This window comes from Streptomyces sp. NBC_00448, from assembly GCF_036014115.1.
Classification (GTDB): Bacteria; Actinomycetota; Actinomycetes; order Streptomycetales; family Streptomycetaceae; genus Actinacidiphila.
On sequence record NZ_CP107913.1, the window covers coordinates 6,379,374 to 6,404,411 of the forward strand.

Sequence of the window (25,038 nt, forward strand, 5' to 3'; positions counted from 1 at the left end):
GGGTCCTTCGGTCTTCGGGGTCCCGCGTCCGCGAGGTCCCGCGGATGCGGGGTGTGCCGTGCGTGCCGTGCGTGCGGCGGGAGCGGGGGCCGGCGGACCGGGCCCGTCGGCCGGCCGGCCCTAGAAGCGCCCGCCGCCGCCCATCCGGCCGCGGGTCCCGCCGCCGCCGAAGCTGCCGGGGCCTGCGCCGCCCCCTATCCCGCCGCCGTACCCGCCGTAGCCGCCCATGCCGAAGCCGCGGGTCCGGCCGCCGCCGAGCAGGTCGCCGAGCAGGATGCCGCCGAGCACGGCGCCGCCCACCCCGCCCATGCCGCCGGCGCCGCCGTGACCGCCGCGCCCTCGCCGCCCGCCGAAGCCGGTGACGTCCTCCTGCGCGTAGGTCTGGGCCTCGCGGGCCAGCCGGTCCGCCTCGCGGGCGTGTTCCAGCGCCTCCTGCGGCTCCCTCGCCGCCAGCGCCTCCGCCCGCCGCAGCCGGCGCTCGGCCTCGGTCAGCCGGGTCCTGGCCTGGCTGCCGATCGCGCCGCGGTGCGTGGTGACCACGTCCCGGGCCGCCGCGACCTCGCTGCGCGCCGCCAGCAGCGCCTGCTCCAGCAGCGCCGAGGCCCGGCGCTGCCCGGCCTCCTGCTCCCGGGCCCCCGCCAGGGCCCCGTCGAGCGCGGCGTCCGCCTCCTCGACCCGCCGCAGCGCCGCGATCGGGTCCGGCCGCCCGGCCGCCAGCTCCGTACGCACCGCCGAGAGCACGCTCTCCGCCCGCGCCACCCGCCCGCGCAGTTCCGCGTGCGCGGGCCCGGAGGGATACGCCGGCGCCGGTCCGCCGCCCGCGCCCTCATGATCGCCGCCCGCCGGACCGTTCAGCCAGTCGGCGGCGCCCGTACCCGAGGTGGTCGGGCCGCTGCCGGGGCCGTTCCCGTACGGGCCCGCCGGCGGCTGCGTGCTGCCGCCCGGGGCCGGGCCCGCGCCCAGGATCGCGCGGGCCTCGGCGAGGTCGGCCTCGGTCTCGGCGAGAGCCTCGGCCAGCTTCGTGTCGGCCGCGTGCAGCTCCTGCTCCCTTCGGGTGACGGAGTCCGCGAGCATGGTGGCCTGGTCCAGGGCGCCCTCGGCGGCGCGGACGAAGACCGCGGCCCGGCCGTGGTCGGAGCCGATCGCGGTGTGCGCCTGCTCCAGGCTGGTCCGGGCGAAGCCGAGCCGGTCGCGGGCCTCGGCCGGGTAGCCGGCCACCGGTTCCAGCGCCGAGTCGGCGTACCGCTGCGCCAGCGGGCCGAGCGCGGCCGCCGCGGCGTCGATCCTGGCCGGCAGCGCCGCCGCCTTCTCCTCGGCCCGCGCCAGCACCTGCGGGGCGTTGGCCTCCATCGCGCGCAGCCGGTCGAACGCCTCCGACTCCGCGTCCAGCCGCCGGTTCGCCTGGGTACAGCGCGACAGGATCTCGTCGAGCATCTGCCGCCGGGTCTCGTCGTCCTCGGGGTAGGCGTCGTCGAGCTTCTGCCGCAGCCGGAACGCCGCGGTCAGCTCGCCCTTGGCGTACTCCACCGCCTCGCCGAACGGCTGCGCGGCGTCCTCGCCGAACTGCGCCGCCGCGAACCCCACGTCCTCCTGGCTGGTGCGCACCGCGTCGTCCGTGGCCACCAGCAGCTCGCGCGTCTGCGCGTCCAGCTCCGGCAGCGGCGTGACCGGCACCGGCTGCTTCGGCCGCGTCCGCCACTCGCTCGCGCCCTGCCCCGCCGACGTCCGCACCGGGCGCTGGTGGGCGGCCCGCCTGCGGTACGCCCAGATGCCCAGCAGCAGCGCCGCGCCCAGCGCGACCACCGGAATCCACACCGAGCCGGACGAGCGGCTGCCAGCCCCGCCCGGGTCCGCCGCGCCCGGGGTGATGGCCGGGGCGGTCACCGGGTGGCCGTCGAGCACCGCGTCGTAGCCGGTCGCCGCGCCGACCGCCGCGCCCGCCCAGTCGTCGTGCCGCAGCGCGGGCTCGATCGCCTGGTCGCCGACCTCGTCGATCTGCCGCTGGGTGAGCCCCGACTCCTGGTCCGCCGACACCGCGTACTGGCGGTCGTGGGTGGCCACCGCCAGCAGGACGTCCCTGCGGCCCAGGCCGTTCTTCACCGCGGTCGCGTTCGCCCAGTCCTGCGGGGAAGCGCCGGAGAAGCCGTTGACGTAGACCGCGAAGAGCTGGAGCTTCTGCCGGTCGTAGAGCTGGTTCAGCGCGGCCTGCACCTCCGCGGTCCGGCCCTGCAGCGCGCCCACCCTGTCGGTGACCTGGCCGGTCCTGGCCAGGGGTATCGGGGCGTCCGCGACCGCCCGCAGCGGCAGCCCCGCGCCCATCGCCAGTGCGGCCAGCGCCACCAGCGCGGCGGCCGACGACTTACGTTTGTGGCGCACCGCGTTGCCTCCCGCTGTCCGCGCCACGGCCCACCGCGTGGCTCTTTTCGGGAGCGTATGTGCGGCTTATGCGTCGCGCGACCGGGGAGCCGTCCCGAGCCCGATACCGTGCCCCGCCCGTGCCGCGGGACACGCCCTAGCGGAAATTCCCCGAAAGTGGGAGGGTTTCCGGTTTTCGGGACGGGTCCCGTTCGGGCCGGTCTACTCTCCCTATTCCATCGATGGGGGATTTCCTCCGGGCCCCGGAGGAAGATTCCCGTCCGGGACGGAAACGCGCGCGCCCGCGTGGATTCCGCACCGGGCGACCCGGGATTCCCCCTGGTTCGCCGGGGCACGGGTGCCCGGGATTCCGCGGGATTCGCCGGGAGCACCCGGGGAATCCCGAGCCATTCCGTAATTCGGTGCCAATGGTGCCCCGGAAGGCGCCGGATATTCCGGCGGACCGGATGCCCGGAGCATCATTGGCACCGAATTTCCGGGGGCCTGGGCGACCCGGCGACTCGGTGGACCAGGGCGCCCCGGTGCATCCGGTGCGTCCGATGGGGGCGGGTCCGGCGCGGTGCCGGTCCTGACGGCGGGAGACATGGGACATGACGGACGGCAGGCTGTACGGCCGCGTGCGGGTGGTGGAGTTCACCGGGGACGCGCTGAGACGCTCGGGCGTCCCCGCCCGGCCGCTGCCGATCGTGCTGCTGGTCGGCCCGCGCGGCAGCGGCGGCTCGGTGCTGCTGGACCGGCTGTGGACGGACTTCAGCGGGCGCTGCCTGAGCGTCCGGCTCGACCTGGGCCGGGCCGAGGCGGTCGAGGACATCGTGCTGGCCGCGATCCAGGGCTGGGGCCGCCGGGTCCCGGGCATCCGCCCGATCCGCTTCTGCCGCACCCGGATGCTCTTCAAGGCACTGAGTTTCGTGGACGCCGGCGGCGGCCGGGCCGCGTTCGAGGCGTATCTGCGGGCCGGCCCGCAGGACGCCGCCGCGCACGCCGCGCTCGACGGCCTCGCGGCCCGGGCCGCGCCGCTGCTCCCCGCCGACCAGCAGGTGCTGCTGTCGGCCACGGCCAGGGCGCTGGGCCTGCTGCTGTCCGCGGTCGGCCGGCGCCGGCGCGGCGACGCCGAGGCCAGGAGCTGGCTGAAGGACCACGCCCCCGGCGTCGGCAGCGCGGAGGACCGGCTGTGGGAGATCCACCGCCGCCACCACGGGCGCAGCGACGCGCCGGACGCGGCCCGCACCGCGCTGAAGACGGTGTGCGCCGCCCTGCTGGCCGACCTGCGCACGGACTTCAACCGGCGCTCGCTGCGCGGCCAGCGGCCCGCCAACTGCCTGCTGATACTGGACAACGCCGGCAGCCGGGCCGGCGAGCTGTTCCTGGAACTGCTCGCCGAGTGCCGCCGCGAGAGCCACCGGGCCCGCGAGCGGCCCGACCCCGCGCTGGTGGTGGCCGCCCGACGGGGCCGCGCGCACACCGCGATGGCGCCGCTCGCCTCGACCGACGACCGGCTGAGCTTCGCCGTCCGGCACCCCGCCGCGCCCGCGGGCGCGGACCACCCGGTGTGGTGGTACCCGATCCGGCTCACCGGCCTCGGCCGCGAGGACGTGGTGGTGATGTGCGGCAGCGGCGTGCTGGGCAGCCAGAAGCGCGACGCGAGCCACCTGAGCGACCTGACCGACGGCCACCCCGAGGCGGTCGATCGGCTCGCCCACCTGCTGGCCCGGCCCGAGGCGGCCGGGGACGACCCGCGCCGGCTGCTGGACCGGCCGCTGCCCGCCGCCGAGTACCTGCCCGACCACTGGACCGCGCCGGCCCGCCCCACCCCGCCCGGGTCGGCGGAGGGGACGGAGGACGGGGCCACCGGAGCTCCGACCGTGGCCGCCTACCTGCTGCGCCGCATCCTCGCCGACGACCACGTCGACGGGCCGGACGGCGGCATCGGCCCCGACGGCGGCTCGCTGCTGGACACCATGGCGGTGCTCGCGCTCACCCCCGGTCTGCGGCTGGGCGCCGGCACCGCGGCGCTGCACTTCCTGGGCTGGACCCGGTTCGACGCCGCCACCGCCCGCCGCCGGCTCGGCGCGGCGCTGTGGCTGGCGGAGGTGCCCGACCCGCTCGACGGCGCGGCCGAACCGGACCCGGACGGCGCGCCGGACGCGCCCGTCGGACCCGCCGCCCGGCTGCACCCGCTGGCCGCCCTGCTGCTGCACCGCCGGCTCGCCGCGCTCCCCGAGGTGTGGGACGGCGCCCACCAGGGCTACGCCGCCCACTACTCCGGCGCCCACGACGCGCCGCTGCGCCACCACCACCTGCTCGCGCAGGCCACCCCGTCCCGCCGGGAGCCGCTGACCGCGGTCGCCGGGTACCTGGAGCGGGAGTACGACCGCTGCGCGTCGCCCGAGAGCTGGCAGGTGATCCTGCGCCAGGTGGCCGCGGCCCCCAACCGGCTGCGTACGGAGGGCGATCCGCGCACCTTCGTCACCGCGCTCGCCGGGCGGCCCGACCCGCGCGACCGCAACCGGACCATCAGCCGCCTGGTGACCGCGCGATGGCTCTACGGCGACCGGTCGTTCGACCCGCGCCACCACCTGGCCGGGCTGATCTCCGCCGAGTACGGAAACCTCGCCGCGATCTGCGGCGGCAACGAGGCGCTGTTCCAGGAATCCGGAAAATACCACCTCATCGAGGAGGAGTGGGATCGATGAGAGTGCCGCGCATGCTCCGAGTCCCCGAACAGTGGTACGGAAACCTGCCCCGCCCGATGCGGATCGGCGTGGTGGCGGCGGTCGTCACGGGTCTCGTCGCGGGAATGTTCGGCGTGTTCGCGCTGGTCGACCGGATCAGGAACCAGCCGTGTATGCGCGGCGGCGCGACCGCCGTCACCGAGCACGGCGCGAACGGCGAGTGCGTCGGCATCACCGACGGCTCGTACCCGTTCGACCCGCGGTTGAAAGGCGTCGAGCAGGCGATCCGGAAGGAGAACCGGGACGTCACCCGCGAACACCCGAAGGACTACGTCAGCGTGGTGGTGCTGCTGCCGATCTCCGCGCACAGCGGCAGCATCATGGCGATGTCCGCCGTCGTCGAGCAGGTGCGCGGCGCCTACACCGCGCAGTACTACGCCAACCGGCAGAACGTCGAGGGCGTCGCGCCGTACATCCAGCTACTGATCGGCAGCGACGGCTACCAGGCCAACCAGTGGAAGGCGGCCACCTCCGCGATCGAGCACGCCACCGCCCAGCACGTGGCGGCCGTGACCGGGCTCGGCCTGAGCCTGGACGGCACCCGCAGCGCGGTGCGCGAACTGACCGCCCGGAACATCCCGGTGGTCGGCTCCAGCATCACCGCCGACAGCTTCAGCGACATCAAGAACTTCGTCCGGGTCGCCCCGAGCAACCAGGACAACATGGCCGCCGCGCTGTCCTACGTGCAGGCGGACTACACCCGCGCGGTGCTGGTCGAGGACGGCAACGCGGGCGACAGCTACGACGCCACGCTGGTCAGCGGCTTCCGGAAGTTCGCCGCGATACCGCACCACCGGATCGTGGACGTGGAGCCGTTCGACACGACCAAGCGCGACCGGGCCACGTCGGAGTCCGAACAGGCCGAGGCCGAGCAGGAGGTCTCCACCCGGATCAGCCAGATGGCGCTGGACATCTGCGCCCAGCAGCCCGCGGTGGTGCTCTTCGCCGGGCGCGGCCAGGACGTCGGGGTGCTGGTGCACGCCTTCGCCAGCACCTGCCTGGACAAGTCGATCGAGATCGTCAGCGGCGACGACATGTCGAACCTGGCGGTCACCCCGCAGTTCCGGCGCGACCTGAACGGCCATGTCACGGTGGAATACGCGGGCGTCGCGCACCCCGACGAGTGGACGTCGGCCCACGACCCCGCGGCGGCGCGGGACGAGCAGGACGGCGCCCGTGGCTTCCGCGCCTTCGACCAGACCTTCCAACGGCTCTTCCCCGGCGGCACGTTGACCGACGGCAACACCATGACGGCGTACGACGCGACGCTGACCGGGGTGTCCGCGGTGCGGCTGACCGAGCAGCGGCAGCCGCGCGCCGACGCGGTGGCGGGCGAACTCGGCGCGCTCCAGGGCGCGCACCAGGTGCTCGGCGCGAGCGGCCCGATCCGGTTCACCGCGAACTACCAGACCAGCCGGACCGGCAGCAATCCGGTCGGCAAGGCCAGCCCGATCCTGCGGCTGGGCCGGGACGGCAACCCGCGGGTGCTGGAGGTGGCGTGGCCGGCGGCCGCGCCACCCGTCGGATGAACTCCCGCAGTGGGAGCGACCGTTAGGGTGGCGCGGCCGTGCCGTGAGCCGGCCTACTGGCCGCGCCGGCGGATCTTCGCGCCGAGCCACACCAGTGGGTCGTACTTGCGGTCGACGGCACGTTCCTTCAAAGGGATCAGCGCGTTGTCGGTGATGTGGATGTGCTCGGGGCAGACCTCCGTGCAGCACTTGGTGATGTTGCAGTAGCCCAGGCCGTGGTCGTCCTGCGCGGACTCCGCCCGGGTCGGGCCGCCGTCCGCGGCGGCGGCGTCCAGCGGGTGCATGTCCAGCTCGGCGACCCGCATCAGGAACCGCGGCCCGGCGAACGCGCTCTTGTTCTCCTCGTGGTCGCGCACCACATGGCAGGTGTCCTGGCACAGGAAGCACTCGATGCACTTGCGGAATTCCTGCGAGCGCTCCACGTCGACCTGCGCCATCCGGTACTCGCCGGCCGCCACGCCCTTCGGCGGCACGAACGCGGGTATCTCGCGGGCCTTGGCGTAGTTGAAGGACACGTCGGTGACCAGGTCGCGGACGACCGGGAAGGCCCGCAGCGGGGTGACCGTCACCGTCTCGTCCCGCGCGAAGACCGACATCCGGGTCATGCACATCAGCCGGGGCCGCCCGTTGACCTCCGCGCTGCACGAACCGCACTTGCCCGCCTTGCAGTTCCAGCGCACCGCGAGGTCGGTCGCCTGGGTGGCCTGGAGCCGGTGGATGATGTCGAGCACCACCTCGCCGTCGTTCACCTCGACGTCGTAGTCCCGCAGCCCGCCGCCCTCGGCGTCGCCCCGCCACACCCGGAACCGGGCCGTGTAAGCGCTCACGCGTCCAACTCCTCGTCCGTCAGGTACTTCAGCAGCTCGTCCCGTTCGAACAGGTCGAGCAGGTCGGGCCGGATCGGGCTGGTCGGGCGGCGGCGCAGGTCCACCGCGCCGCCGGCCGCGTCCGACAGCTCGCACACCAGGTTGACCTTGCGCCAGGTGCGGTCCATCTCCGGATGGTCGTCGCGGGTGTGGCCGCCGCGGCTCTCGGTACGCTCCAGCGCCGCCCGCGCCACGCACTCGCTGACCAGCAGCATGTTGCGCAGGTCGATCGCCAGGTGCCAGCCCGGGTTGAACTGCCGGTGCCCCTCCACCCCGGCCCGCGCCGCCCGTTCGCGCAGCACCGCCAGCCGGGAGAGTGCCTGCTCCATCTCCGGGGCCCGCCGGATGATTCCGACCAGGTCGTTCATCACCTGCTGCAACTCCTGGTGCAGGGTGTACGGGTTCTCCACGGGGCCGGCTTCGGCCCCGCTCCCCGCCGCGCCCGCGGCCTCGAACGGCCGCAGCGCCTCCGCCGCGGCCTCGTCGATCTGTGCGCCGTCCGCGACCGGGCGGCCGTCGCCGAGGCCGGCCGCGTACCGCGCCGCGTGCAGCCCGGCGCGGCGGCCGAAGACCAGCAGGTCGGACAGGGAGTTGCCGCCCAGCCGGTTGGAGCCGTGCATCCCGCCGGCCACCTCGCCGGCCGCGAACAGCCCCGGCACCCCGGCCGCGGCCGCGGTGTCCGGGTCCACGTCGACCCCGCCCATCATGTAGTGGCAGGTCGGCCCGACCTCCATCGCCTCCGCGGTGATGTCGACGTCGGCCAGCTCCTTGAACTGGTGGTGCATCGACGGCAGCCGGCGGGTGATCTCCTCGGGGGTGAGCCGGGTGGACACGTCCAGGAACACCCCGCCGTGCGGGGAGCCGCGGCCGGCCTTCACCTCGGAGTTGATCGCCCGGGCCACCTCGTCGCGCGGCAGCAGCTCCGGCGGTCTGCGGTGGTGGTCCGGGTCGGTGTACCAGCCGTCGGCCTCCTCCTCGCTCTGCGCGTACTTCTCCTTGAACACGTCCGGTACGTAGCCGAACATGAACCGCTTGCCCTCGCTGTTGCGCAGCACCCCGCCGTCGCCGCGCACCGACTCGGTGACGAGGATGCCCTTCACCGACGGCGGCCAGACCATCCCGGTCGGGTGGAACTGGATGAACTCCATGTTGATCAGCGGCGCCCCGGCCAGCAGCGCCAGCGCGTGCCCGTCGCCGGTGTACTCCCAGGAGTTGGAGGTGACCTTGAACGACTTGCCGATGCCGCCGGTGGCCAGCACCACCGCGGGCGCGTCGATCACGAACAGCCGGCCCGACTCGCGGACGTACCCGAAGACCCCGGCGACCTCGCCGCCGGGGCCCTTCAGCACGCGGGTGACCGTGCACTCCTGGAAGACCTTCAGCCGGGACTCGTAGTCGCCGCTCTCGGCGTGGTCCTCCTGCTGGAGCGAGACGATCTTCTGCTGGAGGGTGCGGATCAGTTCCAGGCCGGTACGGTCGCCGACGTGCGCCAGCCGCGGGTACTCGTGGCCGCCGAAGTTGCGCTGCGAGATCTTCCCGTCCGCGGTGCGGTCGAACAGCGCGCCCCAGGTCTCCAGTTCCCATACCCGGTCCGGGGCCTCCTTGGCGTGCAGCTCGGCCATCCGCCAGTGGTTGAGGAACTTCCCGCCGCGCATGGTGTCGCGGAAGTGCACCTGCCAGTTGTCGCCGGAGTTGACGTTGCCCATGCTCGCCGCGATGCCGCCCTCGGCCATCACCGTGTGCGCCTTGCCGAACAGGGACTTGCAGATCACCGCGGTCCGCAGTCCCTGCTCCCGTGCCTCGATCGCGGCGCGCAGCCCCGCGCCGCCCGCGCCGACCACGACCACGTCGTACGCGTGCCGTTCCACATTCGTCATCTCAGAAGAACCTCGGATCGTCGAATACGCCGCTGGACACCAGGTACACGTACAGGTCCGCGACACCGACGCTGATCAGCGAGGACCAGGCGAGCAGCATGTGGCGGCCGTTGAGCACTCCCACCCATCCCCACAGCCGGTAGCGCACCGGGTGGGCGGAGAAGTGCCGCAGCTTGCCGCCGATGATGTGCCGGCAGGAGTGGCAGGAGAGGGTGTACGCCCAGATCAGGCCGACGTTCACCAGCAGCACGAGGGTGCCGAGCCCGGCGTGGCCCCAGTTGCCGTGCCGGTCGCGGAAGGCGAGCACCGTGTCGTAGGTGAGGATGCCCGCGACCACCACGGCCAGGTAGAAGAAGTAGCGGTGGACGTTCTGCAGGATCAGCGGCAGCCGGGTCTCGCCGCTGTACGACGTGTGCGGTTCGGCCACCGCGCAGGCCGGTGGGGAGAGCCAGAACGACCGGTAGTACGTCTTGCGGTAGTAGTAGCAGGTCAGCCGGAAGCCCAGCGGGAAGATCAGCACCAACAGGGCGGGCGACAGGCCCCACCAGTTCCCGAACAGGTGCCAGTCGGCGCCGCCGTTCATGTCCGTGCAGTTCGAGGCGAGGCACGGCGAGTAGAACGGCGACACGTACGGCGCGGCGTAGTAGTGGCTGTTCGCGAACGCCCGCCAGGTCGAGTAGCCGATGAACGCGGCCAGGCCGAGCGCGCTGACCAGGGGCGGCAGCCACCATCGGTCCGTTCTCAGGTGTGGCGCGGATATCGCCGCGCGGCCGGGGCTGCCGACGCCGTGGGCGATCCGCGCGGGGGCGGCCGCAGGCGGCGGGGACGGCGAGGTGCTCGGTGGGGTGCTCGGGGTGGTTCCGGTGGACAAAGGTGACTCCGCGGGGGATGGCAAGGGGCGCACCCGCCGCGAGGCGGCGGGCCGGGGCCGGGAAGGCCGCGGGAGCGGTCGCCGGCGTCATGCGCCGGGGCCGCCCGGGGAGGGGAGAGGGGGATTCGTCGGCGGCCCGGGGGAGCGGCCGCGGCCGGCCGTCCGTACGGACTCGCGGCCGGCGGAAGGGGTCAGGGCGCGTGCCGGTAGGGAGAGCCGAGCCCCTCGTCCTCGGCGTCCGCCCACAGCCCGCGGTCGTACGGCGCGTCCGGGATCGAGACGATCTCCAGGGTGCGGCGGTCCGCGGCGGCGGGCACCGACTCCTGCAGCAGGGCCAGGCTGTCCCGCAGATGGTCCGCGGTCGCACGCACCCGGCGCATGTCCAGGGTGTCGCCGGCGTGCTCGTCCAGCCGCGCCACGCAGCGCATCAGGTCGTCCAGCCGCCGCTGGACCGAAGTCAGGTCGTCGTGCAGGGACATGGAGCGCCCTCGCCATCTGTCGCCGTGCGAAGTGGGGAAGCAGCGCTTGAGAGTGTCGCGTGTCACACCTGCTCTTGTGAAGACCGCTGCACCGACCGTGTGCGGCCCGGGGCGGGACACCGCCGGGCGGCCGGTGGCGCGGCCGACGGCGTGACAGGTGATGCGACGGTGACGCGACCGGCGGTCGACCTGGTGCGTACGGCGGTCGGCGGCGGTTTCTGAGCCGTCCGGGTGGACCCCGGGCGCAGGTGCGTCGTGTCACGGGTCGAAAGGGGCACAGGTCTTCTTGCAGTGAGGGCCGGGCCCTCACTCTCCCCGTCCCCGTGCTTCAGGCCGATCGATGACGTCCCGGTCGTGCGCCCCAGAGCGGCGCCGGCCGGGCCGCGGAGGTGTCCGAGCCCATGAACCGCAGCGCGAAACCGACCGCCGTACCGCCGGCCGCCCCGGAACGGCGCCGTCGTGCCGTGTCGACCACGGCATGTGTCGCCCTGGCGCTGACGGTCGGCGCCACCGCGCTGACCGCCTGCTCCTCGTCCGGGACCAAGGCGGCCGGCACCGCCGGCACCGATGTGGCCGCGGTCTCCCGCGCCGGGGTGCGCGACGGCGGCTCCCTCACCTGGGCCGTCGACGAGATGCCGAAGACCCTCAACGCCTTCCAGGCCGACGCGGACGCCGGCACCGCCACCGTCACCGGCGCGACGCTGCCGGCGATGTTCCGGCTGGACGCCCACGGCGCCCCCCGGCTCGACCGGGACTACGTGACCGCGGCGAAGGTCACCGCCCAGGACCCGCGCCAGGTCGTCACCTACGACCTCAACCCGAAGGCGAAGTGGAGCGACGGCCGGGCGATCGGCGCGGCCGACTTCACCTCGCAGTGGAAGGCGCTCGGCGGCAAGAACACCTCGTTCTGGACCGCCCGCAACGCCGGCTACGACCGGATCTCGGCGATCGCCCCCGGCGCCGGCGCCCACCAGGTCACGGTCACCTTCGCCACTCCCTACGCGGACTGGCGCTCGCTCTTCGCGCCGCTGTACCCGAAGACGGTGACCGGCAGCGCGGACGCCTTCAACGACGGGGTGCGCACCGCGCTGGCGGTGTCCGCCGGCCCGTTCACGGTCAAAGCGGAGGACGCCGAGGCCGGCACCGTCACCCTCGCCCGCAACACCCACTGGTGGGGCGGCCGGGCCAAGCTCGACCAGATCGTGCTGACCGCGACGCCGCGCGACAAGCGCCCGGCGGAGCTGGCCGCGGGCAAGCTGGACGTGGCCGAGATCGACCCGGGCGAGCTGAAGGCGGCCAAGGGCACCAAGGGTGTCGGGGTGCGCACCGCCCCGGACGACGCGTACGCGCAGCTCGCGCTCAACGGCAGCTCCGGTCCGCTCGCGGACGAGCGTATCCGGCACGCGGTGGCCCGCGCGATCGACCGGAAGAAGATCGCCGCGACCGTGCTCAAGCCGCTCGGACTGCCCGCGGAGCCGCTCGGCAACCACCTGGTGCTGCCCTCGCAGGCCGGGTACAGCGACCACAGCTCGGCGCTGGGCACCGCGGACGCCCAGCAGGCCGCGGCGCTGCTGGCCGACGCGGGCTGGCAACGGCCGGCCGCCGGCAAGACCGGTGACAAGGCCGCCGGGCCGGCCGCGGGCTCGGGCCGCACCTCCGCGTCCGGGGCGCTGACCGTGGTGGAGCCGGCGCGGGCGGTGACGAAGGACGGCAAGGGGCTGACCATGCGGTTCGTCCTGCCGGCCGACTCGCCGACGCTCGACGACGTGGGCGGGCAGATCGCCCGGATGCTGTCGCAGATCGGCATCCGCACGGAGATCAGCAAGGTGGACGACGACAGCTTCTTCCAGGACCACATCGCGTCCGGGGACTTCGACCTGGCGCTGTACTCCTGGCCCGGCACCGCGTTCCCGGCCACCGATGACACGCCGATCTTCGCCAAGCCGGTGCCCGCGCCCGACGGGTCGCTCGCCGTCGCCGAGAACTACACGCGGGTCGGCACCGACCAGATCGACCAGCTCATGGCCCGGGCCGGCTCCGAGCTCGACTCCGGGCAGGCCCGCAGCCTCACGAACCAGGCGGACGAGCGGATCTGGGCGGCGGCCGCGTCGATCCCGCTCTACCAGCGCCCCGAGGTGGTCGCGCTCAGGACGAACGTGGCGAACGCCGGGGCCTTCGGGTTCCAGACCCCCAGCTACCAGAACATCGGGTTCCGGAAGTAGCGGCTGCGGCGCCCCGGGCCACCGGGGTGCCCGTCCCGTTCCCCGTGCCCCTCGACGACCGCGGCTCCCTCCGATCCCGCCCCGGAGGGAGCCGCGGTCGTCAACGCACCTCGTAGCTCCCCGTACCATGGGGTGAGGCCGTGGCGTGACCCTGCCCGGCGGGCGATTCGCGTCGAAGGAGAAGGCGCGACGCCATCCACGATTCCGGGAGAAGCGCCGCATTCATGTCCACGCGCCACGACATCCGTAACGTCGCCATCGTCGCCCACGTCGACCACGGGAAGACGACCCTGGTGGACGCCATGCTGAAGCAGGCCGGGGCGTTCGCCGCGCACCAGCATCTGGACGACCGGATGATGGACTCCAACGACCTGGAGCGCGAGAAGGGCATCACCATTCTCGCGAAGAACACCGCCGTCCGGTACCACCCGAAGGACGGTGGCGACCCGGTCACGATCAACATCATCGACACCCCCGGCCACGCCGACTTCGGCGGTGAGGTCGAGCGCGGCCTGTCCATGGTGGACGCGGTGGTGCTGCTGGTCGACGCCTCCGAGGGCCCGCTGCCGCAGACCCGCTTCGTGCTGCGCAAGGCGCTGTCCGCCCGGCTGCCGGTGATCCTGTGCATCAACAAGACCGACCGCCCCGACTCCCGGATCGACGAGGTCGTCAACGAGACGTACGACCTGTTCCTGGACCTGGACGCGGACGAGGACCAGATCGAGTTCCCGATCGTCTACGCCTGCGCGCGTGACGGCATCGCCTCGCTCACCAAGCCGGACAACGGCACGGTGCCGGCCGACAGCGACAGCCTGGAGCCGTTCTTCTCCACCATCCTGTCCACCGTCCCCGCGCCGACGTACGACGAGCAGGCGCCGCTGCAGGCGCACGTCACCAACCTCGACGCGGACAACTTCCTCGGCCGTATCGCGCTGCTGCGGGTCGAGGAGGGGCACCTGAAGAAGGGTCAGACGGTCGCGTGGATCAAGCGCGACGGCACCATCTCCAACGTGCGCATCACCGAGCTGATGATGACCGAGGCGCTGACCCGCAAGCCCGCGGAGTCCGCCGGTCCCGGTGACATCTGCGCGGTGGCCGGCATCCCGGACATCATGATCGGCGAGACGCTGGCCGACCCGGAGAACCCGATCGCGCTGCCGCTGATCACGGTGGACGAGCCGGCCATCTCGATGACGATCGGCACCAACACCTCGCCGCTGGTCGGCAAGGGCGGCAAGGGCCACAAGGTGACCGCGCGCCTGGTGAAGGACCGGCTGGAGCGCGAGCTGGTCGGCAACGTGTCGCTGCGGGTGCTGCCGACCGAGCGCCCGGACACCTGGGAGGTGCAGGGCCGCGGCGAGCTGGCGCTGGCGATCCTGGTGGAGACGATGCGCCGGGAGGGCTTCGAGCTGACCGTCGGCAAGCCCGAGGTGGTCACCCGGGAGATCAACGGCAAGGTGCACGAGCCGATCGAGCGGATGACCATCGACTCGCCGGAGGAGCACCTGGGCGCGATCACCCAGCTGATGGCCTCTCGCAAGGGCCGGATGGAGACCATGACCAACCACGGGTCGGGCTGGATTCGGATGGAGTGGATCGTGCCGTCCCGCGGCCTGATCGGATTCCGGACGGAGTTCCTCACCCAGACCCGCGGCACGGGCATCGCGCACTCCATCTTCGAGGGCCACGAGCCGTGGTTCGGCGAGCTGCGCACCCGCAACAACGGCTCGCTCGTCGCGGACCGGGCCGGCGTCGTGACGCCGTTCGCGATGACCAACCTCCAGGAGCGCGGCGTGCTGTTCTGCGAGCCGACCACGGAGGTCTACGAGGGCATGATCGTCGGTGAGAACTCGCGCTCCGACGACATGGACGTGAACATCACCAAGGAGAAGAAGCTCACCAACATGCGGTCTTCCACCGCGGACGTCACCGAGTCGATCGTGCCGCCGCGGAAGCTGTCGCTGGAGCAGTCGCTGGAGTTCTGCCGCGACGACGAGTGCATCGAGGTCACTCCGGAGACGGTCCGCATCCGCAAGGTCGTCCTCGACCAGAAGGAGCGCGGCCGCGCGGCCGCTCGCGCCAAGCGCTAGATCTGTCACCGAAGGGGCGCTGGGAGTCACGTCCAGCGCCCCTTCGGCATGACCTGCGCCGTTTGTCCGCCGTCCGTTTATCGGACACAAGTGGTCGTTAGTTAGATCACATTTCCGATTTGTGCGTGTCTGTATACGTTCCGGATTGTCCGGATTTCAGGACGGTGTAGGCGTGCCCTCGTGACCTGGGCGTGATCACGGCTGCACGGCAGCCCCCTTCCGTAGCGGATAGTGGATCAGGTTGAGCTCGGGTCAATGGGTCACGCGCAGCCACTGCCGCGCCGACTCACGAGCACAGAAGGTCGCAGTCGCTGTCAGGGGTGTCAGGGGGCGCTCGGCCTTCTCACACATCGACACATGTATCGACAGTGACTCCTGAGGAGGCATACCCATGCGCGGTGCCAAGAGCGCCAAGTGGGTCGTAGGAGCGGCGGTAGTCGCGCTGGCCGCGACCGCCTGCGGTTCCGGAAGCTCGGACAAGGCCGGCGGCTCGAACGACGGGATCGTCAGGGCCTGGTGGGGTGACCCCCAGAACCCGCTCGAGCCCGCGAACACCAACGAGGTGCAGGGCGGCAAGGTCCTGGACATGATCTTCATGGACCTCAAGGAGTACGACCCGAAGACCGGCAAGGCCAACCTCGAGGCGGCCCAGTCGATCGACACGACCGACCAGCAGAACTTCACCGTCAAGCTCAAGCCGGGTCTGAAGTTCTCCGACGGCACCCCGGTCACCGCCAGCTCCTTCGTGGACGCGTGGAACTACGGCGCGCTGCTCACCAACAAGCAGCTCAACGCGTACTTCTTCGAGGACATCGAGGGCTACGACAAGGTGCACCCGGACAGCGGCGCGCCGACGGCGAAGACCATGTCCGGCCTGAAGGTCGTGGACAGCAGCACCTTCACCGTCAAGCTCACCCAGAAGTTCTCCACCTGGCCGGACCGGCTCGGCTACAAGGCGTTCGCGCCGCTGCCGAAGTCGTTCTTCACCGACCACGCCGGCTACCTCAACAAGCCGGTCGGTGACGGCCCGTACAAGGTCGAGTCCTACACCAAGGGCTCCAGCATGAAGCTGGTCCCGAACCCGTACTACACCGGGCCGAGCAAGCCGAAGAACAAGGGCGTGCTGCTCAAGGTCTACACCGACTCCAACACCGCCTACGCCGACCTGCAGGCCGGCAACCTGGACGTGCTGGACGACATCCCGGCCGAGCAGCTCACGCACGCCAAGTCCGACCTGGACGGCCGCTACCTCAACCAGCCGGCCGGCATCATCCAGACCGTGTCGTTCCCGCTGAACCAGAAGGCGTGGAACGCGCCCGGCATGGACAAGGTCCGGCTCGGCCTGTCGATGGCGATCGACCGCAAGACCATCACCCAGAAGATCTTCCAGGGCACCCGCACCCCGGCCGGCGACCTCACCTCGCCGGTGCTGGGCGCGGCCGGCGGCTACAGCGCCACCATCGCGGGCGACGCGGTGACGTACAACCCGGCCAAGGCGCGCGAGCTGATCAAGGCGGGCGGCGGCATCCCCGGCGGCCACATGACGATCGGCTACAACGCCGACTCCGGCTCCCACAAGCAGTGGGTGGACGCGGTCTGCAACAGCATCAACAACGTGCTGGGCGACAACAAGGCGTGCGTGGGTGCCCCCACCGGCACCTTCGCCGACTTCCGGAACCAGATCACCAAGGGTGAGATGACCAACCCGTTCCGGTCGGGCTGGCAGATGGACTACCCGCTGATCGACGACTTCCTGACGCCGCTGTACGCGACCGGTGGCAGCTCGAACGACTCGCACTACAGCAACCCGAAGTTCGACGCGCTGATCAAGCAGGCGAACGCCGAGCCGGACACCACCAAGGCGACCGAGCTCTACCAGCAGGCCGAGAAGCTGCTCTTCACGGACATGCCGGTGATCCCGCTCTGGTACCAGAACGGCGAGGCGGGCTGGTCCAAGCGCGTGTCCAACGTGACCGAGAACGCGTTCAGCTACCCCGTCTACACGGACATCACGGTCAACAGCTGACCTGATGCCGTGCCGCGCCCGCCCCGGCGACCCCGGGGCGGGCGCGGCACCACCGTCTGGTCCGATCCATGGAGGACACATGGGGCGCTACGTCATCAGGCGACTGCTCCAGATGGTGCCGGTCTTCATCGGCACGACGTTTCTGATCTTCGTCATGGTCTACGCCCTCGGCGACCCCGTGGCGGCCATGTTCGGCGACAAAGCGCCCGACCCGGCCACCGCGGCGCAGATCAGGCACGCGATGTACCTGGACCACTCACTACCGGCCCAGTACATCCACTACATGAAGCAGATCTTCACCGGTGACTTCGGCACCTCGGCCAGCGGCCAGCCGGTCACCGAGCTGATGGGTACCGCCTTCCCGGTCACCATCCGGCTGACCCTGGTCGCCTTCGCGATCGAGGCGGTGGTCGGTGTCGGCCTGGGCCTCGTCGCGGGCCTGCGGCGCGGCCGGTTCGCCGACTCCGGCGTGCTGGCGTTCACCCTGGTCGTGGTGGCGGTCCCCACCTTCGTGACCGGCTACCTGCTCCAGTACTTCTTCGGTGTGAAGTGGCACGTGGCCAACCCCGCGGTCGCCGAGGGCGCCCCGATCGGCGACCTGATCATGCCGGGCCTGGTGCTGGCCGGCGTCTCGCTGGCGTACGTGGCCCGGCTGACCCGCACCTCGGTCGCGGAGAACTCCCGCGCCGACTACGTGCGTACCGCCGTCGCCAAGGGCCTGCCCCGGCGGCGCGTGGTCACCGTGCACCTGTTGCGCAACTCGCTGATACCCGTGGTCACCTTCCTCGGTACCGACCTCGGCGCCCTGATGGGCGGCGCGGTGGTCACCGAGCGGATCTTCAACATCCACGGCGTCGGCTACCAGCTCTACCAGGGCATCCTGCGGCAGAACCCACCGACGGTGGTCGGCTTCGTCACCATCCTGGTGATCGTCTTCCTCGCCGCCAACCTGCTCGTCGACCTGCTCTACGCGGTCCTGGACCCGAGGATTCGGTATGTCTGAGATGACCGACAGCCACTCGGTGGTCAACGGCGTCGCCACCACCCCCCAGAAGCCCTCCGATCAGGGCAAGGAGCGCGAGAAGGCCCGCAGCCTGCGGTCCGACGCGTTGCACGACCTCAGCCGCAAGCCGATGTTCTACATATCGGGCCTGCTGATCCTCTTCCTGATCTTCATCTCGCTGTGGCCGGGCGTGCTCGCGAGCGGCAACCCGCTCTCCTGCGACCTGGCCAAGTCCCAGATGGGGGCCACCTCCGGGCACCCGTTCGGCTTCGACACCCAGGGGTGCGACGTCTACACCCGCACGGTGTACGGTGCCCGCGCGTCGGTGTCGGTCGGCATCTTCTCCACCCTCGGGGTGGCGGTGCTCGGCTCGCTGCTCGGCGGCCTCGCCGGGTTCTTCGGCGGCTGGTGGGACGCGATCCTCTCCCGGATCAGCGACGTCTTCTTCGGCATCCCGATCCTGCTCGGCGGCGTGGTGTTCCTCTCCGTGGTCAAGGGCGGCACCGTCACCACCGTGTCGATCTTCATCGTGCTGCTGGGCTGGCCGCAGATCGCGCGTATCGCGCGCGGCGCGGTGATCACCGCCAAGCAGCAGGACTACGTGCAGGCGGCCCGCGCGCTCGGCGCGAGCAACACCCGGATGCTGCTGCGGCACATCGCGCCCAACGCGCTCGCCCCGATCATCGTGGTGGCCACCATCGCGCTGGGCACGTTCATCTCGCTGGAGGCGACGCTGTCCTTCCTCGGCGTCGGCCTCAAGCCGCCGGCCGTCTCGTGGGGCATCGACATCTCCCAGGCGTCCAGCGAGATCCGCAACGCGCCGCACATGCTGCTGTGGCCGGCGGGCGCGCTCAGCATCACCGTGCTGGCGTTCATCATGCTCGGCGACGCGGTCCGCGACGCCCTCGACCCCAAGCTGCGCTAGGAGGCGTCACGTTGACTGTCACCGACGAGAGGGCGGGCGCCGCGGCGCCCGCGTCCACCACTCCGCTGCTGGAAGTACGCGACCTGCACGTGGAGTTCCACACCCGTGACGGGGTGGCCCGCGCCGTCAACGGCGTCGACTACTCGGTGAACGCCGGTGAGACGCTGGCGGTGCTCGGTGAGTCCGGCTCCGGCAAGTCGGTCACCGCGCAGACCATCATGGGCATCCTCGACATGCCGCCCGGCCGGATCACGCACGGCGAGATCCTCTTCCAGGGCCAGGACATGCTGAAGATGTCCGCCGAGCAGCGGCGCCGGATACGCGGCCGGAAGATCGCGATGATCTTCCAGGACGCGCTGTCCTCCCTCAACCCGGTGCTCAGCGTGGGCTACCAGCTCGGCGAGATGTTCCGGGTGCACCAGGGGATGTCCCGCAAGCAGGCCAGGGCCAAGGCGATCGAGCTGATGGACCGGGTGCGCATCCCGGCCGCGAAGGACCGGATCGGCGACTACCCGCACCAGTTCTCCGGCGGTATGCGCCAGCGGATCATGATCGCGATGGCGCTGGCCCTGGAGCCGGACCTGATCATCGCGGACGAGCCGACCACGGCGCTGGACGTCACGGTGCAGGCGCAGGTGATGGACCTGCTCGCGGAGTTGCAGCGCGAGTACAACATGGGCCTGATCCTGATCACCCACGACCTGGGGGTGGTCGCGGACGTCGCCGACAAGATCGCGGTGATGTACGCGGGGCGGATCGTGGAGAGCTCGCCGGTGCACGACATCTACGGGGCGCCCGCGCATCCGTACACCAAGGGCCTGCTCCAGTCGATCCCGCGGCTGGACCAGAAGGGCCAGGAGCTGTACGCGATCAAGGGCCTGCCGCCCAACCTGACCCGTATCCCCGGTGGCTGCGCGTTCCACCCGCGCTGCCCGATCGCGCAGGACGTGTGCCGTACCGAGGTGCCGACGCTGCACACCGTCGGCGCCGAGCGGGGCAGCGCCTGCCACTTCTGGAAGGAGACGATCGGTGACTGAGCCCACTTCCCGTGAGCGCACCTCTCGTGAGCCCGCCGCCGGCGAGCCCGCCGTCCGCGAGCCCATCCTCCGGGTCCGCAACCTGGTCAAGCACTTCCCGCTGACGCAGGGCATCCTCTTCAAGAAGGAGATCGGCGCGGTCAAGGCCGTCGACGGCATCTCCTTCGACCTGTACGCGGGGGAGACGCTCGGCATCGTCGGCGAGTCCGGCTGCGGCAAGTCCACCGTGGCCAAGCTGCTGATGAACCTGGAGCGGGCCACCTCCGGCGAGGTGTTCTACAAGGGCGAGGACATCACCCGGCTCTCGGGCCGGGCGCTGAAGGCGGTGCGCCGTAACATCCAGATGGTGTTCCAGGACCCCTACACCTCGCTGAACCCGCGGATGACGGTCGGCGACATCATCGGCGAGCCCTTCGACATCCACCCCGAGGTGGCGCCGAAGGGCGACCGGCGGCGCCGGGTGCAGGAACTGCTGGACGTGGTCGGCCTCAACCCCGAGTACATCAACCGCTACCCGCACCAGTTCTCCGGCGGCCAGCGGCAGCGGATCGGCATCGCCCGCGGCCTGGCCCTCAACCCGGAGATCATCATCTGCGACGAGCCGGTCTCCGCGCTGGACGTCTCGGTGCAGGCGCAGGTGATCAACCTGATGGCGAAGCTGCAGGACGAGTTCGGCCTGTCCTACATCTTCATCGCGCACGACCTGTCGATCGTGCGGCACATCTCCGACCGGGTCGGCGTGATGTACCTGGGGCGGATGGCGGAGATCGGCACCGACACCGAGATCTACGAGCACCCGACCCACCCCTACACGCAGGCGCTGCTGTCCGCGGTGCCGGTGCCGGACCCGAAGGCGCGCGAGCACCGGGAGCGGATCATCCTCTCCGGCGACGTGCCCTCGCCCGCCAACCCGCCGTCCGGCTGCCGCTTCCGCACCCGCTGCTGGAAGGCGGAGGAGCGGTGCGCGCAGGAGACGCCGCTGCTCGCGGTGCCGGAGGTCTTCGCGGGCTCCGACAGCCCGGCCGCGCACGAGTCGGCGTGCCACTTCGCGGCGGAGAAGGATGTGGTCGGCAGCGCGTCCGCCGACGCCGCCTGACGCACCGTCGCACACAGCCGGCGCCGGCCCGCTGCGCGAGCCGCCGTCGTATAACACCCGGGAGCGCCCCGGTCCGCCTTGCCGCGGGCCGGGGCGCTTCGGCGTGCACGGGTTCCGCGACCGCGCGGGCGCGGCCAACCGGGTGAACTTCCGCCACCCGGCCACCTCCTGACCCGCACTTTGGGCCCACGACACGGGAGCGAAGAAGTGCGGTCGTGTCCGTATTGGGGTGTCATGAGTACTCACATGCCATTTGTGACCCAGGAGGAGGCGTTCGATGCGCGGAGCCACACGCGTGAGGTGTGCGGTGGGCGTGCTGGCGGTCGCGCTGGCCGCCACGGCCTGCGGCGGCGGGAGCAGCGGCGGCAGCAGCGGCGGCAGCAGCAACGGAATCGTCCGCGCCTCCTGGGGAGACCCGCAGAACCCGCTGGAGCCGGCCGACACCAATGAGGTGCAGGGCGGCAAGGTGCTCGACATGGTCTTCCGCGGCCTGAAGAAGTACAACCCGAAGACGGCGAAGGCCGAGAACCTGATCGCCTCGTCGATCACCAGCACCGACGCGCAGAACTTCGACATCAAGATCAAGCCGGGCTTCAAGTTCTCCGACGGCACCCCGGTCACCGCCGACTCCTTCATCAACGCCTGGAACTACGGCGCGCTGCTGAAGAACGCCCAGCTCAACGCCTTCTTCTTCGAGCAGATCGACGGCTACGACAAGGTGCACCCGGACGCCGCCGGCGCCACGGCCACCGCCACCAAGCTCTCGGGTCTGACGAAGGTGTCGAACACCGAGTTCAAGGTGAAGCTCAACCAGAAGTTCTCGCTGTGGCCGGACACCCTCGGCTACGCGGCGTTCTACCCGCTGCCGCAGTCGTTCTTCACCAACCAAGCGGCCTGGCTGAAGAAGCCGATCGGCGACGGGCCGTACCTGATCCAGAACTACACCAAGGGCACCCAGATGTCCCTGCGCAAGTGGGACGGGTACACCGGGCCGGACGCGGCCGTGAACAAGGGCGTCGACCTGCGGGTCTACACCGACAACAACACCGCGTACACCGACCTGCAGGCCGGCAACATCGACCTGGTCGACGACATCCCGGCCTCGCAGCTGAAGAACGTCAAGTCCGACCTCGGCAGCCGCTACATCAACGAGCCGGCCGGCATCATCCAGACCGTCGCCTTCCCGCTGTACAGCAACCGCTGGTCGTCGGCGAAGTCCGCGATGGTCCGGCAGGGCCTGTCGATGGCGATCAACCGCAAGCAGATCACCCAGCAGATCTTCCAGAACACCCGCACCCCCGCCACCGACTGGACCTCGCCGGTGCTCGGCAGCGCGGGCGGCTACAAGGCCGGGCTGTGCGGCCAGGAGTGCACCTACGACCCCACCAAGGCCAAGCAGCTGATCGCGCAGGGCGGCGGCCTGCCCGGCGGGAAGATCACCATCGGCTACAACGCCGACACCGGCTCGCACAAGGAGTGGGTGGACGCGGTCTGCAACAGCATCAACAACGTGCTGGGCAACAACAAGGCGTGCGTGGGCGAGCCCACCGGCACCTTCGCCGACTTCCGGAACAAGATCACCAACAAGCAGATGACCAACCCGTTCCGGTCCGGCTGGCAGATGGACTACCCGCTGATCCAGGACTTCCTGCAGCCGCTGTACTTCACCAACGCCTCGTCGAACGACTCGCACTACAGCAACCCGCAGTTCGACAAGCTGGTCAACCAGGCGAACGCCGACAGCGACACCGGCAAGGCGATCAGTACCTTCCAGGACGCGGAGAAGCTGCTGGTCAAGGACATGCCGGCGATCCCGCTGTGGTACCAGAACGGCAGCGCGGGCTACTCCTCGAACCTGAGCAACGTCCTCCTCAACCCGTTCAGCGTCCCGGTCTACAACGAGATCAAGGTCAAGTGAGACCGGCCGGAGGCCGCACCGGGTCGCCCCGGTGCGGCCTCCGCCCACTCCCCGTGCAGGAGGCCCCATGGGACGCTATGTGATCCGGCGGCTGCTCCAGATGATCCCGGTGTTCATCGGCAGCACGTTCCTGATCTTCTTCATGGTCTACGCGCTCGGCGACCCGGTCGCCGCGCTCTTCGGCGAAAGGGCACCCGACCCGGCCACCGCGGCCCAGATCCGGCACGACCTGTACCTCGACCACTCGCTGGGCGCCCAGTACCTGCACTACATGAAGAACATCTTCAGCGGGAACTTCGGCACCGCCTTCAACGGGCAGTCGGTGACCTCGCTGATGGGCAGCGCCTTCCCGATCACCATCCGGCTGACCATCGTGGCCATCATCTTCGAGATCATCATCGGCATCGCCCTCGGCGTGATCACCGGCATGCGGCGAGGCAAACCGGTCGACACCGGGGTGCTGCTGCTGACCCTGGTGGTCATCTCGGTGCCGACCTTCGTCACCGGCTACGTGCTCCAGTACGTCTTCGGCGTGGAGCTGCAGTGGACCAGTCCCTCGGTGTCGCCGAGCGCGCCGTTCAACGAACTGATCCTGCCCGGGCTGGTGCTGGCCCTGGTCTCGCTCGCCTACGTCACCCGGCTGACCCGCACCTCCATCGCCGAGAACACCCGCGCCGACTACGTGCGTACCGCCGTCGCCAAGGGCCTGCCCCGGCGCCGGGTGATCATCCGGCACCTGCTGCGCAACTCGCTGATCCCGGTGGTGACCTTCATCGGCACCGACATCGGCGCCCTGATGGGCGGCGCGATCGTCACCGAGCGGATCTTCAACATCCACGGTGTCGGCTACCAGCTCTACCAGGGCATCCTGCGCAACAACGCGCCGACCGTGGTCGGCTTCGTCACCATCCTGGTGCTGGTCTTCCTGCTGGCCAACCTGCTTGTCGACCTGCTCTACGCGGTCCTGGACCCGAGGATTCGCTATGCCTGAACCGATCGACCCGAACGAAGCGGTCGACCCCAACCAGGCCATCGCGCCGACCAGCGGCTTCGGCGGCGGTATGGACCTGGCCGCCACCGACGCGGAGACCCTGGAGAAGCCGCCGGGGGAGGGCCAGGAGGGCGGCCCGGCCGCCAAGCCCCGCAGCCTGTGGTCCGACGCCTGGCGCGACCTGCGGCGCAACCCGATCTTCATCATCTCCGCGCTGATCATCCTCTTCCTGATCTTCATCTCGATCTGGCCCGGCACCATCGCCACCCAGGACCCGCTGAAGGCCAACCTGGCCAGGGCGCAGGAGGGTTCGTCCCCCGGGCACCCCTTCGGCTTCGACAACCAGGGCCGCGACGTCTACACCCGGGTGGTGTACGGGGCCAGGGCGTCGGTCACCGTCGGCGTGTGCGCCACCGCCGGCGTGGTCATCCTCGGCAGCGTGCTCGGCGGCCTCGCCGGGTTCTTCGGCGGCTGGTGGGACGCGGTGCTCTCCCGGATCAGCGACGTCTTCTTCGGCATCCCCGTGATCCTCGGCGGCCTGGTCTTCCTGTCGGTGGTGACCAACTCCACGGTGTGGCCGGTGGTCGGGTTCATGGTGCTGCTGGGCTGGCCGCAGATCGCGCGTATCGCCCGCGGCTCGGTGATCACCGCGCGGCAGAACGACTACGTGCAGGCCGCCCGCGCGCTCGGCGCCGGCAACTCCCGGATGCTGGTGCGCCATATCGCGCCCAACGCGGTCGCCCCGGTGATCGTGGTCGGCACCATCGCGCTGGGCACGTACATCGCGCTGGAGGCGACCTTGTCCTACCTCGGGGTGGGCCTGAAACCGCCCACCGTCTCGTGGGGCATCGACATCTCCGACGCGTCCAACGAGATCCGCAACGCGCCGCACATGCTGCTGTGGCCGGCGGGCGCGCTCAGCATCACCGTGCTGGCGTTCATCATGCTCGGCGACGCGGTCCGCGACGCCCTCGACCCCAAGCTGCGCTAGGAGGCGTCG

17 protein-coding genes are annotated in these 25,038 nt (G+C 71.2%); 12 read left to right on the forward strand and 5 right to left on the reverse strand.

The window, feature by feature from the left end:
- Nucleotides 1-120: 120 nt before the first annotated feature.
- The gene (locus tag OG370_RS27495; protein ID WP_443060899.1) at nt 121-2,319 is read right to left on the reverse strand and encodes a TPM domain-containing protein; all 2,199 of its coding nucleotides are present in this window, start codon (nt 2,317-2,319) and stop codon (nt 121-123) included.
- A 647-nt stretch (nt 2,320-2,966) separates the two neighbouring features.
- Between OG370_RS27495 and OG370_RS27500 the strand changes: the two genes are divergently transcribed.
- Together OG370_RS27500 and OG370_RS27505 are read left to right on the forward strand one after the other, a co-directional pair.
- On the forward strand, nt 2,967-5,069 hold the full coding sequence (locus OG370_RS27500) for an ATP-binding protein (RefSeq protein ID WP_328468818.1): 2,103 nt from the start codon (nt 2,967-2,969) through the stop codon (nt 5,067-5,069).
- On the forward strand, nt 5,066-6,637 hold the full coding sequence (locus OG370_RS27505) for an ABC transporter substrate-binding protein (protein ID WP_328468820.1): 1,572 nt from the start codon (nt 5,066-5,068) through the stop codon (nt 6,635-6,637). Before OG370_RS27500 ends, OG370_RS27505 begins: the two co-directional genes overlap by 4 nt.
- A 53-nt stretch (nt 6,638-6,690) precedes the next feature.
- Here OG370_RS27505 and OG370_RS27510 read toward each other — a convergent pair whose 3' ends face one another.
- The 4 genes from OG370_RS27510 to OG370_RS27525 form a co-directional block, all read right to left on the reverse strand.
- A complete protein-coding gene (locus tag OG370_RS27510; protein WP_328468822.1) occupies nt 6,691-7,464 on the reverse strand; it encodes a succinate dehydrogenase/fumarate reductase iron-sulfur subunit in 774 nt (257 codons plus the stop codon).
- Nucleotides 7,461-9,380: a fumarate reductase/succinate dehydrogenase flavoprotein subunit gene (locus tag OG370_RS27515; protein ID WP_328468824.1), complete on the reverse strand. Its 1,920-nt coding sequence runs from the start codon at nt 9,378-9,380 to the stop codon at nt 7,461-7,463. The genes OG370_RS27510 and OG370_RS27515 overlap by 4 nt, the downstream gene beginning before the upstream one ends.
- A gap of 1 nt (nt 9,381) precedes the next feature.
- Nucleotides 9,382-10,251 carry a hypothetical protein gene (locus OG370_RS27520; RefSeq protein ID WP_443060754.1) on the reverse strand — a complete coding sequence of 290 codons (870 nt, stop codon included), beginning with the start codon at nt 10,249-10,251 and terminating at the stop codon, nt 9,382-9,384.
- 191 nt (nt 10,252-10,442) lie between these two features.
- Nucleotides 10,443-10,730 (reverse strand): hypothetical protein, encoded by a 288-nt coding sequence (locus OG370_RS27525; RefSeq protein ID WP_328468826.1) that lies wholly within the window; start codon nt 10,728-10,730, stop codon nt 10,443-10,445.
- Nucleotides 10,731-11,131: 401 nt separating this feature from the next.
- Between OG370_RS27525 and OG370_RS27530 the strand changes: the two genes are divergently transcribed.
- The 10 genes from OG370_RS27530 to OG370_RS27575 all read left to right on the forward strand — a co-directional run bounded on the left by OG370_RS27530 (nt 11,132) and on the right by OG370_RS27575 (nt 25,029).
- The gene (locus OG370_RS27530) at nt 11,132-12,952 is read left to right on the forward strand and encodes an ABC transporter family substrate-binding protein (protein ID WP_328468828.1); all 1,821 of its coding nucleotides are present in this window, start codon (nt 11,132-11,134) and stop codon (nt 12,950-12,952) included.
- Between the two features lie 224 nt (nt 12,953-13,176).
- The gene (gene typA, locus OG370_RS27535) at nt 13,177-15,042 is read left to right on the forward strand and encodes a translational GTPase TypA (protein WP_328468830.1); all 1,866 of its coding nucleotides are present in this window, start codon (nt 13,177-13,179) and stop codon (nt 15,040-15,042) included.
- 391 nt (nt 15,043-15,433) lie between these two features.
- Nucleotides 15,434-17,068, forward strand: coding sequence for a peptide ABC transporter substrate-binding protein (locus OG370_RS27540; protein ID WP_328468832.1), 1,635 nt, complete (start codon nt 15,434-15,436; stop codon nt 17,066-17,068).
- Nucleotides 17,069-17,147: 79 nt separating this feature from the next.
- A complete protein-coding gene (locus tag OG370_RS27545) occupies nt 17,148-18,071 on the forward strand; it encodes an ABC transporter permease (protein ID WP_328468834.1) in 924 nt (307 codons plus the stop codon).
- Nucleotides 18,064-18,996, forward strand: a complete 933-nt coding sequence (locus OG370_RS27550) for an ABC transporter permease (protein ID WP_328468836.1) — start codon at nt 18,064-18,066, stop codon at nt 18,994-18,996. Before OG370_RS27545 ends, OG370_RS27550 begins: the two co-directional genes overlap by 8 nt.
- Nucleotides 18,997-19,007: 11 nt before the next feature.
- Complete coding sequence (locus OG370_RS27555; protein ID WP_328468838.1) at nt 19,008-20,033, forward strand: ABC transporter ATP-binding protein; 1,026 nt, start codon at nt 19,008-19,010, stop codon at nt 20,031-20,033.
- Between the two features lie 64 nt (nt 20,034-20,097).
- Nucleotides 20,098-21,129: an ABC transporter ATP-binding protein gene (locus OG370_RS27560; protein WP_328474454.1), complete on the forward strand. Its 1,032-nt coding sequence runs from the start codon at nt 20,098-20,100 to the stop codon at nt 21,127-21,129.
- Between the two features lie 277 nt (nt 21,130-21,406).
- Complete coding sequence (locus OG370_RS27565; protein ID WP_328468840.1) at nt 21,407-23,047, forward strand: peptide ABC transporter substrate-binding protein; 1,641 nt, start codon at nt 21,407-21,409, stop codon at nt 23,045-23,047.
- Nucleotides 23,048-23,114: 67 nt separating this feature from the next.
- Nucleotides 23,115-24,038, forward strand: coding sequence for an ABC transporter permease (locus OG370_RS27570; protein WP_328468842.1), 924 nt, complete (start codon nt 23,115-23,117; stop codon nt 24,036-24,038).
- Nucleotides 24,031-25,029, forward strand: a complete 999-nt coding sequence (locus OG370_RS27575; protein WP_328468845.1) for an ABC transporter permease — start codon at nt 24,031-24,033, stop codon at nt 25,027-25,029. The genes OG370_RS27570 and OG370_RS27575 overlap by 8 nt, the downstream gene beginning before the upstream one ends.
- The last annotated feature ends 9 nt before the right edge of the window (nt 25,030-25,038 follow it).

What these genes read in the sequence shown, in the direction of transcription:
- OG370_RS27495 (WP_443060899.1), bottom strand. Translation starts at nt 2,319, where the DNA reads ATGGGCGCGGGGCTGCCGCTGCGGGCGGTCGCGGACGCCCCGATACCC.
- OG370_RS27500 (WP_328468818.1), top strand. Translation starts at nt 2,967, where the DNA reads ATGACGGACGGCAGGCTGTACGGCCGCGTGCGGGTGGTGGAGTTCACC.
- OG370_RS27505 (WP_328468820.1), top strand. Translation starts at nt 5,066, where the DNA reads ATGAGAGTGCCGCGCATGCTCCGAGTCCCCGAACAGTGGTACGGAAAC.
- OG370_RS27515 (WP_328468824.1), bottom strand. Translation starts at nt 9,380, where the DNA reads ATGACGAATGTGGAACGGCACGCGTACGACGTGGTCGTGGTCGGCGCG.
- OG370_RS27525 (WP_328468826.1), bottom strand. Translation starts at nt 10,730, where the DNA reads ATGTCCCTGCACGACGACCTGACTTCGGTCCAGCGGCGGCTGGACGAC.
- OG370_RS27530 (WP_328468828.1), top strand. Translation starts at nt 11,132, where the DNA reads ATGAACCGCAGCGCGAAACCGACCGCCGTACCGCCGGCCGCCCCGGAA.
- typA (WP_328468830.1), top strand. Translation starts at nt 13,177, where the DNA reads ATGTCCACGCGCCACGACATCCGTAACGTCGCCATCGTCGCCCACGTC.
- OG370_RS27540 (WP_328468832.1), top strand. Translation starts at nt 15,434, where the DNA reads ATGCGCGGTGCCAAGAGCGCCAAGTGGGTCGTAGGAGCGGCGGTAGTC.
- OG370_RS27545 (WP_328468834.1), top strand. Translation starts at nt 17,148, where the DNA reads ATGGGGCGCTACGTCATCAGGCGACTGCTCCAGATGGTGCCGGTCTTC.
- OG370_RS27550 (WP_328468836.1), top strand. Translation starts at nt 18,064, where the DNA reads ATGTCTGAGATGACCGACAGCCACTCGGTGGTCAACGGCGTCGCCACC.
- OG370_RS27565 (WP_328468840.1), top strand. Translation starts at nt 21,407, where the DNA reads ATGCGCGGAGCCACACGCGTGAGGTGTGCGGTGGGCGTGCTGGCGGTC.
- OG370_RS27570 (WP_328468842.1), top strand. Translation starts at nt 23,115, where the DNA reads ATGGGACGCTATGTGATCCGGCGGCTGCTCCAGATGATCCCGGTGTTC.
- OG370_RS27575 (WP_328468845.1), top strand. Translation starts at nt 24,031, where the DNA reads ATGCCTGAACCGATCGACCCGAACGAAGCGGTCGACCCCAACCAGGCC.